Origin of the sequence: Moorena sp. SIO3B2, from assembly GCF_010692525.1 — a bacterium.
GTDB classification, from domain to species: Bacteria; Cyanobacteriota; Cyanobacteriia; order Cyanobacteriales; family Coleofasciculaceae; genus Moorena; species Moorena producens.
Window position 1 is genome coordinate 1 of the sequence record NZ_JAAHHE010000207.1, and the last position, 11,297, is coordinate 11,297.

7 protein-coding genes are annotated in these 11,297 nt (G+C 45.1%); 6 read left to right on the forward strand and 1 reads right to left on the reverse strand.

Translation table 11 applies throughout. The features are described from left to right. Positions 1-199, reverse strand: a 199-nt coding sequence (locus F6K38_RS27795; RefSeq protein ID WP_287358308.1) for a hypothetical protein, incomplete at its 3' end; no start/stop codon positions are given. Between the two features lie 10 nt (positions 200-209). On the opposite strand from F6K38_RS27795, the gene F6K38_RS27800 reads away from it, so the two are divergent. From F6K38_RS27800 to F6K38_RS27825, 6 genes are all read left to right on the forward strand, one after another. Further along, complete coding sequence (locus F6K38_RS27800) at positions 210-2,549, forward strand: CHASE2 domain-containing protein (protein ID WP_287358310.1); 2,340 nt, start codon at positions 210-212, stop codon at positions 2,547-2,549. 352 nt (positions 2,550-2,901) lie between these two features. Then, positions 2,902-3,660: a DUF928 domain-containing protein gene (locus tag F6K38_RS27805; protein ID WP_287358312.1), complete on the forward strand. Its 759-nt coding sequence runs from the start codon at positions 2,902-2,904 to the stop codon at positions 3,658-3,660. 71 nt (positions 3,661-3,731) lie between these two features. Then, positions 3,732-6,416 (forward strand): CHAT domain-containing protein, encoded by a 2,685-nt coding sequence (locus tag F6K38_RS27810; RefSeq protein ID WP_287358314.1) that lies wholly within the window; start codon positions 3,732-3,734, stop codon positions 6,414-6,416. Then, entirely contained in the window at positions 6,400-6,522 is a 123-nt protein-coding gene (locus F6K38_RS27815) for a hypothetical protein (RefSeq protein ID WP_287358317.1), read from the forward strand. The genes F6K38_RS27810 and F6K38_RS27815 overlap by 17 nt, the downstream gene beginning before the upstream one ends. Positions 6,523-6,577: 55 nt before the next feature. Next, complete coding sequence (locus tag F6K38_RS27820) at positions 6,578-10,063, forward strand: CHAT domain-containing protein (RefSeq protein ID WP_287358318.1); 3,486 nt, start codon at positions 6,578-6,580, stop codon at positions 10,061-10,063. 533 nt (positions 10,064-10,596) lie between these two features. After that, the gene (locus tag F6K38_RS27825) at positions 10,597-10,830 is read left to right on the forward strand and encodes a CopG family transcriptional regulator (protein ID WP_287358320.1); all 234 of its coding nucleotides are present in this window, start codon (positions 10,597-10,599) and stop codon (positions 10,828-10,830) included. Positions 10,831-11,297 lie beyond the last annotated feature (467 nt).

Here is an 11,297-nt window from a genome sequence, read left to right on the forward strand (position 1 = left end):
ACCAATGCTTACCGGTTTTATTCAAAGATAACTTGCTGATAGCTGATGGCTGATAGCTGACAGCTGATAACCCATAAATAGCTGATAGCTGAAAACTGAAAACTGATAGCTGATAGCTGAAAACTGAAAACTGATAGCTGATAGCTGTTCGCGTAGCGTGCGCGTAGCGCTTAAGCTGACTGCTTATTAAAATTGTCAAAAATAGATCAATGAAGAGGCTGTTAACGTTAATATTAGACGGAGAATTTGAGCAGGGGTTTGATGCCACCCTGGAAATTCGGCAAGGGGATATCCATTCTCCGTCCCAAACTCGGATTAAAGGGCGGTTGTCGGGGAATCGAGACTTACTCAACTGTTATCGCCATTGGCAGCAACGGTATCTGAGTTTGGAAATGCTATTTCGTGCTCTGAGTGCCAATCCCGAACAGGTGACTAATTCATCCCAGCGGGGGGAAGCCTTTGCGGCTTGTCGGCAAGCAGCTGAGGTTTTGGAAGGGAGTCTTAATCACTGGCTCAATACTGATCCAGAGTTTCGCTCGATTCGGGATAAGTTATTGCGCTCGGGGAAAAAATTTCAACTGCTGTTACAGACCAATAATCCCTGGCTGCGTCGGTTTCCCTGGCACCGCTGGGATTTACTGGCGGAAGCCCAGGCCGAAGTTGCCCTGAGTGCCATTGAATACGATTGTCCCAACCCCCTTAACCGGCAGCCTACTCCCAAGGGCAAGGTCAGAATTCTGGCAATTTTGGGTCAGGGTGCCAATCTTAACCAGCAAGCTGATCAGCAGGCGTTGGAGGAGTTGGCGGGAAAGGCGGGGGCACAAATTACCTGGCGGCAGGAACCCCAGGCATCGGAGTTGAATCAGCAGTTATGGGAGCAGGGGTGGGATATTCTGTTTTTTGCTGGTCACAGTGGCACTTCCCAAGAGGGGCAGCGGGGGGAAATTCAACTCAATCAGACGGAACGGTTGACTATCGATGATCTGCGGTTTGCCTTGAAGAAAGCGATCGCAGGAGGGTTGCAGTTAGCTATTTTTAATTCCTGTGATGGTCTCGGCTTAGCCTACCAGTTGGCAGCACAGCAGGATTTGTATTTGCCCCAGGTGATTGTGATGGCCGAGAAAGTGCCAGACCCAGTATCACCCAAGTTTTTGCGGTATTTTCTGGAAGCTTACATCCGGGGTGAGTCTCTGTATAGCTCCGTGGCAGAAGCACGGGAAAAATTACATGGCTGGGAACAACAGTATCCCTGTGCCAGTTGGTTACCGGTGGTTTGCCAAAACCCTACCGTTCAACCCCCCACTTGGAAAGAATTACGCTATGGTCCGATCAACCAGTCTCCTTGGCAGTTACCCCGCACGGCTGTGATTGCCAGTTTTCTGGTTACCCTTGCCCTGATGGTGGTGCGGCCATTGGGGGTAATCCAACCCTGGGAGTTACAGGCTTATGACCAATTTATGCGCTGGCGACCCGACCAAGGGGTTGACCCGAGGCTGTTAGTGGTTGAAATAACTGAGGAGGATTTTCAGTATCAGGATGACCAGGGTATGAAGCGTACGTGGTCCCTGGCTGATGCGGCTTTGGCTCAACTGTTGGATAAATTACAGGCTCATCACCCTCGTGCCATTGGCTTGGATATCTATCGTGATTTTCCGGTCAGTGAGGAGTATCAGGATTTGGCTAATCCCTTGGCAAGGATGGATAACTTTTTTGCTGTCTGTCAAGCTAGTAACCCCACTCGTAACTATGGTGGTATTGCCCCACCCCCAGAAGTGCCACCGGAACGTTTGGGCTTTGCGGATGTGGTGATTGACTCCGATGGGGTACTGCGCCGTTATCTTTGGTATGCTAGCTTTAACCGTAATTCCCCTTGTCAGACTGAGATGTCTCTAAGTTTGCAGTTAGCACTACATTACTTAGCTGCAGAGGGGATTGACCCTAAGCCGACACCAGAGGGTGAGGTGCAATTAGGGCAAACCACTTTAAGGTCGTTGCCTGGTTATGCTGGTAATTACTCCGGAACGAGTAATGCTGGCTATCAGATGCTACTGGATTATCGCACTCCTGGTGATATCGCCCAAAGGGTTACCCTAAAACAGATTCTAACGGATCAATTTGAACCGAGTTGGGTTAAAGACCGGGTAGTTTTGATTGGTGTTACTGCCCCTAGCGTTCAAGATAATTTTCCCACTCCTTTTACTCGGAATTCAAACCAGACTATAGAGATGCGTGGTGTCTTTATTCATGCTCAGATGGTTAGTCAGATTCTGAGTGCGGTCAAAGATGGACAACAACCGTTGTGGGTATGGTCCGAGTGGGGAGAGTTTTTCTGGATTTGGGCTTGGGGCAGTCTAGGGGGTTTCTTGGTTTTGGTCTGTAAACGACTCTTTCATTGGGTGGGAGTGGGTATCGCCAATCTGGTAGTTTTATCTGGTGTTTGCTTTATTGTCTTTATTCAAGGTTGGTGGATACCATTAATCCCTTCGGGTTTGGCTTTTGTAGCTACAGGGATGATTGTTGGTTACAAGAGAGCTGTATCGATGAGTTGATCGGTTTTGGGTAATTGACAAAATCTATTTGCTTATTTTGGGTATAATTTTAATCCATAGCTCCATATTTTGGGGGAGGCAAAACTCTAAAATTAAACAAAATTTAGGGGATTTAGGGGGCTTTAGCAAAATCAAATGATCGCTGATTCAGACTTCAATACAGCAACGCTGAAAAAAGTAATTCCAGTATTTTGCATAATTTTCAAAACTAACACTGTTATATAAATAGGTTAATTTTTTACAGCCTCAAACTTTCAGGTGGTTTAGATGGCTGCTTTCTAAGTTTCAGGTTTGCATCTTCATTAAATAGCTTGATGACATACTTGATATATCAACTATTGGGAGAGATTCAATGAATCATAATAAATGGCGTCTACAAAAGATAATTATTGGTCTGACTCTGACTTGGTTATTTACTTTTGAACCTAACCCAGTGACAGCGCTAGAGATAATTAAACCAGTCACGAATTTGGTCAAAGGATTAAAATTTACTCTACCTCCTAAAGGAGCGCCTGGTAAACGTAAAGGTGCAGGAACTCGTGGGGACTATTGTTCAGCTATTGCTTTGGTTCCTGGTACTAATTTTGGCTTAACTACTAGTGATAATCCTACTTTTTGGTTTTATGTTTCCTATTCTCAGGCTAGGAAAATCCCAGCAGAATTTTTGCTGCGGGATAAGGAATATAATCAAGTCTACAAAGAAACGTTCACGCTCAAAAATACACCGGGAATTGTCAAAATAACTCTACCAGAAACGGTTTCAAAACTTGTTACTGAAGATTTATATCGTTGGCGTTTCTCTGTGATTTGCAATCCCACTGGCCGATTAATAGACCGATTAGATGATGCTTTCGTTAATGGTGGAGTTGAAAGAGTATCGATAAGTTCTGATTTAGAAAAGCAGTTAGAGGACAAGAATCCAAGGAAGCGTATTGCTGTTTATGCCCAACAAGGGTTGTGGTTTGATGCCCTAACTACTCTCGCTGAACTGCGTTTGGCTAATCCCGAGGATAAATCACTTGATGAGGACTGGATGGAGTTGTTGCAGCAGGTGGGTTTGGAAGAGATTGACTCAAAGCCTTTAGTTGATTGTTGTACTGCTGAAAATTAACGAGGTTATGGGGGAATTTTGAACAGAAAAATCCCCCTATTACCTGTTCCCTTATTGTTTGTGTGATGGCCATGAAAGATCTAAGACTTAGATTAATTATCCTTTTGGCTTTGTTAGCTAGTTTCTCACCACCGTTGCTAGGTAATGTTTTAACCCTATTCCTTTCTCCAGAACTAGCTCAAACTTCAGAAAGACGTGAAGCTGAAGCTGACCGACTTTTTGATAAAGGTATGGAGCAGTCTAAAGTGAGTCAATTTCGGGAAGCGTTGCAGTCTTGGCAGAGGGCACTCACTATTTATCGAGAAATAGGAGACCGGAAAGGTGAGGCTTACTCTCTGGGCAATCTTGGCAATGTTTACCAACACCTGGGGGACTACAAAAAGGCCATTGAATTTCACCAGCAGAGTTTGGCTATTGTAAGAGAAATAGGAGACTGGCAAGATGAAGCTGGATCTCTGGGCAATCTCGGTATTGCTTACAATTACCTGGGTGACTACCAAAAGGCCATTGAAAACTTCCAGCAAAGTTTGGCTATCGAACGAGAAATAGGAGACCGGCAAGGTGAGGCTGGATCTCTGAACAATCTTGGCAATGCTTACAATTACCTGGGAAACTACCCAAAGGCGATTGAGTTTCACCAGCAGAGTTTGGCTATTCACCGAGACATAGGAGACTGGCAAGGTGTGGCTAACTCTCTGGCCAATCTCGGTAATGTTTACAATTCCCTAGGGGACTACCCAAAGGCCATTGAAAAGCACCAGCAGAGTTTGGCTATCAAACGAGAAATAGGAGACCGGAAAGGTGAGGCTTACTCTCTGGGCAATCTTGGCATTGCTTACAATTACCTGGGGGACTACCCAAAGGCCATTGAAAACCTCCAGCAAACTTTAAGCATTGCACGAGAAATAGGCGATCGCTTTGGTGAGGCTAACTCTCTGAACAATCTGGGCAATGCTTACAATTCCCAGGGGGACTACCCAAAGGCGATTGAGTTTCACCAGCAGAGTTTAATCATTGCACGAGCAATAGGAAATCGCCAAGGTGAGGCTCACTATCTGGCTTATCTCGGCAGTGCTTACAGTTCCCAGGGGGACTACCCAAAGGCCATTGAAAACCTCCAGCAAAGTTTGGCTATTGCACGAGAAATAGGAGACCGGCAGGGGGAAGGCATATCCCTCAATAACTTAGGATTAGCTCTATTTAAATCAGGTAATCTTAATCAATCTGAAACCACCCTCACCGAAGCCATGGAGCTTAGGGAATCTCTACGCACAAACTTGAAAGATACCCATAAAATTTCCCTCTTCGAGCAGCAATCTGATACCTATCGCATTTTGCAACAAGTTCTAATTGCTCGAAATAAAAGTGATGCTGCATTGGAAATTGCGGAGAGGGGACGTGCTCGTGCCTTGGCGGAATTATTAGCAAATAACTTAGCATCACAGTCGAATTCTCCACTAACATACCCCAAACTAGAGGAAATTAAGCAAATTGCTCGACAGCAAAATGCCACTCTTGTAGAATACTCCCTTGTTTCCTCTCAAGAACTTTACATCTGGGTGATCCAGCCTACGGGTTCAATCCAGTTTCGCTCCGTCCAACTACCTCAAAATACTTCTCTCAAAGACCTAGTTACTAGAGGACGTGCTTGCATCATCTACAGTGACCAATGTCGTAGTGATACGAACCAAATCCTACTTGATCAGGGGGATTTAGTCAAATTGAACGATGACCAGTTTGATGATCCATGGCAAATAGTTAAGGTCAATGCTGAGGAAGGGATATTAACCCTAAGACTGTTTGATTGGGAAGAAGGAGTTACGATTTATCGTCCTATCACTGATGTCAAAGAAATTATTGATTCTCCTCACTTTCATCGACAACGTTTACAGAAACTCTATCAACTTCTGATTCAACCTATTTCTGACCTCTTGCCCAGTGATCCTAATGCCCATGTCGTATTTATTCCTCAAGAGGAACTATTTTACACTCCCTTTCCCGCTTTACAAGATGAGGAAGGAGAGTTCTTAATTAAGAAACATACTATCTTGACTGCTCCATCGATTAAAGTCCTAGATTTAACCCATCAAAAAGCGCGGGAACAAGACAAGAAGCAATGGAAAGCGGCTAAAGAAAATTCCTCTTTAGTAGTTGGTAATCCTACTATGCCTAAAGTTCGGCTTCTACCAGGGGAAAAACCTCTAGTGCTACCTCAACTACCATGGTCTGAAGATGAAGCTAGGGAAATTGCCTTTCTACTAGGTGTTCAACCCTTAATCGGTGAGCAAGCTACGGAAACAGCTATTCTACAGCAGCTAGAGCAAGCCAGATTCATTCACTTTGCTACCCATGGAGTATTGGACGAGATTACAGGTTTAGGTAGCGCTATTCTCTTGGCATCTTCCCCAACTGATGATGGATTACTCAGTGCTGAAGAAATACTGAAATTGAACATAAAATTAAAGGCAGAACTAGCAGTGCTGAGCGCCTGTAACACTGGACAGGGGCGCATTACAGGTGATGGGGTAATTGGTTTGTCCCGTGCCTTAATCTCTGCTGGAGTTCCCAGTATTGTGGTCTCCCTCTGGTCAGTTTCTGATTCTCCTACTGCTCAGTTGATGATTCGATTTTATCAAAACCTTGGTAACACCACGGATAAAGCTCAAGCTTTGCGTCAAGCAATGCTGACTACCATGGCAGAACAACCGAATCCCAGAGATTGGGCAGCATTTACCTTGATTGGGGAAGCTAATTGAGGAAACAAATTTTCGTGAGGCGATCGCACTTTCCTGGATTGAGATTAGTGGAAATTCTGAGTTTTGCGATCGCACTTGCATGATTTGGCTATTCTACCGCCGTTAAATAAATAGAATTCTGTTCTTTGGGTTGATTGCAAGTTGATATAGGGGTAATAACTATGAAGTCTTCTAGAATAGCCACTATTGCACTCCTCGGTATACTAGGTAGTTTTTCACCACCGTCGCTAGGTAATGTTTCAACCCTATTAGCAGCTTCTCCAGCACTAGCTCAAACTTCAGAAAGCCGTAAAGCGGAAGCTGACCGACTTCTTAATCAAGGTATTGAAAAGGCTAAAGTGAGTCAATTTCGGAAAGGATTGCAGTCTTGGCAGAGGGCACTCACTATTTATCGAGAAATAGGCGATCGCTCAGCAGAGGCTAACTCACTGAACAATCTCGGCAATGTTTACAATTTCCTGGGGGACTACCCAAAGGCCATTGAAAACCTCCAGCAGAGTTTAACCATTGCAAGAGAAATAGGCGATCGCTCAGGTGTGGCTAACTCACTGAACAATCTCGGTAATGCTTACTATTTCCTGGGTGACTACCAAAAGGCAATTGAATACCACCAGCAGAGTTTGGCTATTGCACTAGAAATAGGCTATTGCTCAGGTGTGGCTAACTCACTGGGCAATCTCGGTAATACTTACAACAACCTGGGGGACTACCCAAAGGCAATTGAATACCACCAGCAGAGTTTGGCTATTGCACGAGAAATAGGAAATCGCCAAGGTGTGGCTAACTCTCTGGGCAATCTCGGTAATGCTTACGGTTCCCAGGGGGACTACCCAAAAGCCATTAATTTCCACCAGCAAAGTTTGGCTATTGCACTAGAAATAGGCGATCGCTTAGGTGAGGCTAACTCACTGAACAATCTCGGTAATACTTACAACAACCTGGGGGACTACCCAAAAGCCATTAATTTCCACCACCAGAGTTTGGCTATTGCACTAGAAATAGGAAATCGCCAAGGTGAGGCTAACTCACTGGGCAATCTCGGTAATACTTACAACAACCTGGGGGACTACCCAAAGGCCATTGATTTCTACCAGCAGAGTTTGGCTATTGCACTAGAAATAGGAAATCGCCAAGGTGAGGCTAACTCACTGAACAATCTCGGTCTTGCTTACGGTTTCCAGGGGGACTACCCAAAGGCAATTGAATACCACCAGCAGAGTTTGGCTATTGCACTAGAAATAGGAAATCGCCAAGGTGAGGCTAACTCACTGAACAATCTCGGTAATGCTTACTATTTCCTGGGTGACTACCAAAATGCAATTGAATACCACCAGCAGAGTTTGGCTATTGCACTAGAAATAGGCGATCGCTTAGGTGAGGCTAACTCACTGAACAATCTCGGTAATGCTTACGGTTCCCAGGGGGACTACCCAAAAGCCATTAATTTCCACCACCAGAGTTTGGCTATTGCACTAGAAATAGGAAATCGCCAAGGTGAGGCTAACTCACTAAACAATCTCGGTAATGCTTACAGTTCCCAGGGGGACTACCCAAAAGCCATTAATTTCCACCAGCAGAGTTTGGCTATTTACCGAGAAATAGGAAATCGCCAAGGTGTGGCTTCCTCACTGGGCAATCTCGGTAATACTTACAACAACCTGGGGGACTACCCAAAGGCCATTGAAAACCTCCAGCAGAGTTTGGAAATTTACCGAGAAATAGGCGATCGCTCAGGTGTGGCTAACTCTGTGATAGGTCTCGGTAATGCTTACAACAACCTGGGGGACTACCCAAAGGCTATTGAAAACTACCAACAGAGTTTAACCATTGCACGAAAAATAGGCGATCGCTCAGGTGAGGCTGACTCTCTCAATGGTCTCGGTCTTGCTTACAACAACCTGGGGGACTACCCAAAGGCCATTGATTTCTACCAGCAGAGTTTGGCTATTGACCGAAAAATAGGAAATCGCTCAGGTGTGGCTTGCTCTCTGTGCAATCTCGGTAATACTTACAAAGACCTGGGAGACTACCCAAAGGCCATTGAAAACCACCAGCAGAGTTTAACCATTGCACGAGCAATAGGATACCGGCAGAGGGAAGGAGGCTTCCTCCATAACTTAGGATATGCTCTATTTAAATCAGGTGATCTTAAACAAGCTCAAACCTTTCTCACCAAAGCAATGGAGGTTAGGGAATCTCTACGACCAGGCTTGCCAGATAACCATAAAATTACTCTATCCGAGCAGCAATCTAATACCTATCTCGCTTTGCAGCAAGTTCTAATTGCTCGAAATAAAACCGATGCTGCATTAGAAGTTGCGGAAAGGGGGCGTGCTCGTGCTTTGGCGGAATTACTGGCAAAGGGGTTATCCCCAGAACTAGATACTCCACTAAATTACCCTAACCTGAAGAAAATCAAACAGGTTGCCCAGCAGCAGAAGGCCACACTCGTGGAATACTCGATTATTTTCGATGGAGGAATCTCTATTTGGGTGATCCAGCCTACGGGCAAAATTGAATGGCGCTTGGTTAAACTACCTCCAGATACCTCTCTCCAGCAGCTACTTAAAAACGGATATGATTGCCTTGCAGACCATGGTCAATGTCGCAGTAGTCACTCTTCCCGACAACCGTCCCAGGGTGATTGGGTCAAACTCAAGGATGACCAGTTCGAGGAACCGTGGCAAGTAGTTGAAGTTAATGGTCAACAAGGTACTTTACAACTCAAGTTACCAGGGTGGGAAGAAGGGGTAACAATCGAGCGCCCAATTACTGATGTTGTCAGGATTGTCGATTCCCCTAATATTGAGAAACCCCGCTTACAACAGCTTCATCAACTGTTGATTGAGCCAATTGCAGACTTACTGCCCAAGGATGAGAAGGCTCGTGTAGTCTTTATCCCTCACAGAGAACTGTTTTCTGTTCCTTTCCCAGCCCTGCAAGACCAGGAGGGAAAGTACTTAATTGAGAAACACACCATCCTCACTGCTCCCTCCATCGAAGTCTTGGGCTTAACCCATCAGAAACGGCAAAACCTTCCTAAATCATCCCAAACTGCCCTGGTAGTTGGTAATCCTACCATGCCCAAGGTACTAGAATTATCTCCTCTTCCCCATGCAGAAGAGGAAGCTAAAAATATTGCCTCCCAGTTAAAGGCTCAACCCCTATTGGGAAAAAAAGCTACCGAAACCAAAGTTAAACGCCAGATGCCCAGGGCCAGGTATATTCATTTGGCTACCCACGGGTTATTTGATCCCACTCGTATTAAAGGTATTGGGAGTGCGATCGCCTTGGCTCCTTCTGTAGGAGAGGACGGACTACTAACTGCTGAAGAAATCTTTACTATGGAACTCAGTGCAGAACTAGTAGTAGTCAGTGCCTGCGAGACCGGAGTTGGTCACATCAGTAGTGAGGGGGTTATTGGTTTATCTCGTTCCTTAGTTCGAGCGGGTGTTCCCAGTGTGATAGTTTCCTTGTGGTCAATTCCTGATGATAAAACCACAGAATTGATGACGGAGTTTTATCGGAATCTTAAGAGCACAGGGGATAAAGCTCAAGCGTTGCGCCAAGCCATGTTGACTATGATACCGAAGTCAGGTAATCCGAAGGATTGGGCGGCATTTACCTTGATTGGGGAGGCGCTTTAGGGGAATCGGGAATAGGGAGTAGGGAGTAGGGAGTCGGTAAAAATATTGTGTGTATCTAATTACTATGAGAATCGCTATAATTTACAAGATTTTTGGCGTTGCTGAATTGAAGTATTAATGCGGGATCATCTGGTTTTGAGCAAGCCCCCTAAATCCCCCAACATTGGGGGACTTTAAGAGTTTTATTCCCCCCAAAATTGGGGGGCTAGGGGGGCGAAATCATACAACATTGGGGGACTTTAAGAGTTTTGTTCCCCCCAAAATTGGGGGGCTAGGGGGGCGAAATCATACAACATTGGGGGACTTTAAGAGTTTTATTCCCCCCAAAATTGGGGGGCTAGGGGGGCGAAATCCCCCAACATTGGGGGACTTTAAGAGTTTTATTCCCCCCAAAATTGGGGGGCTAGGGGGGCGAAATCAGACTCAAAATCACCAACACCATATTTTTTGCCAGCTGCCTAATCTTTCGGCATTTAAGTTATTAGAACAGGAGAGTTGGTTCACTCTCTCAATTTACAGGAGCAAGTTATAGAATGAGTTATTATCCTTTACAATTACCTGAGACGTTGTTGAAAGAAATTCAACGTCTTGCTCAAGAAAATCAAGTTTCTATCGAGCAGTGGTTACTGAGTGCTGTTACCGAAAAAATTGAAGCTCATAAAGTTGTACAACTAATGCAGAGTTATGCTGAAAAAGCAGATTACAAGCGTGTCTTGATGCAGTCGCTCATGGGGGAAACCCCCAAGACCGCGCTGCATCGCTTTTGATGCAATATTAGCATCAGTGCCAGATACAGAACCGATAGCAGGGGATGAGTTGGTATAGCGCTACGCGCAAGGCAATAGGCATGCTAACAATAGGCAATAGCTGACTATAATAGCTTGTGCTGCTTTTATAAATGTCAAACACCTTAATGCATAGTGCTATATAAAACCTCTAAGGGGATTTATGCGATCGCGTAGCGTGGCCTACGGCCAATCGCTTTCTAGTAATCTACTTGACTCGACTAAATTTGGCATTTGGTTTGAAGTTGACCACTGACCGCTGACCACTGACCGCTGACCACTGACCACTGACCGCTGACAGCTGATGTATAAATCAAATATTATACCCAAACAAATTGGGATCAACATCCTTCAGATCTAAATCCCCTAACCCATATTCAGCCCAACGCCTATCTACCATCGCTGCTACATCCCCATCAGACTCCAAAGTTGCGCCCCATTCATGTTCC

Bases quoted from the DNA above. Each gene is read 5' to 3' on its own strand.
- F6K38_RS27800 (WP_287358310.1), top strand. From the start codon at position 210: ATGAAGAGGCTGTTAACGTTAATATTAGACGGAGAATTTGAGCAGGGG.
- F6K38_RS27805 (WP_287358312.1), top strand. From the start codon at position 2,902: ATGAATCATAATAAATGGCGTCTACAAAAGATAATTATTGGTCTGACT.
- F6K38_RS27820 (WP_287358318.1), top strand. From the start codon at position 6,578: ATGAAGTCTTCTAGAATAGCCACTATTGCACTCCTCGGTATACTAGGT.
- F6K38_RS27825 (WP_287358320.1), top strand. From the start codon at position 10,597: ATGAGTTATTATCCTTTACAATTACCTGAGACGTTGTTGAAAGAAATT.
- F6K38_RS27810 (WP_287358314.1), top strand. From the start codon at position 3,732: ATGAAAGATCTAAGACTTAGATTAATTATCCTTTTGGCTTTGTTAGCT.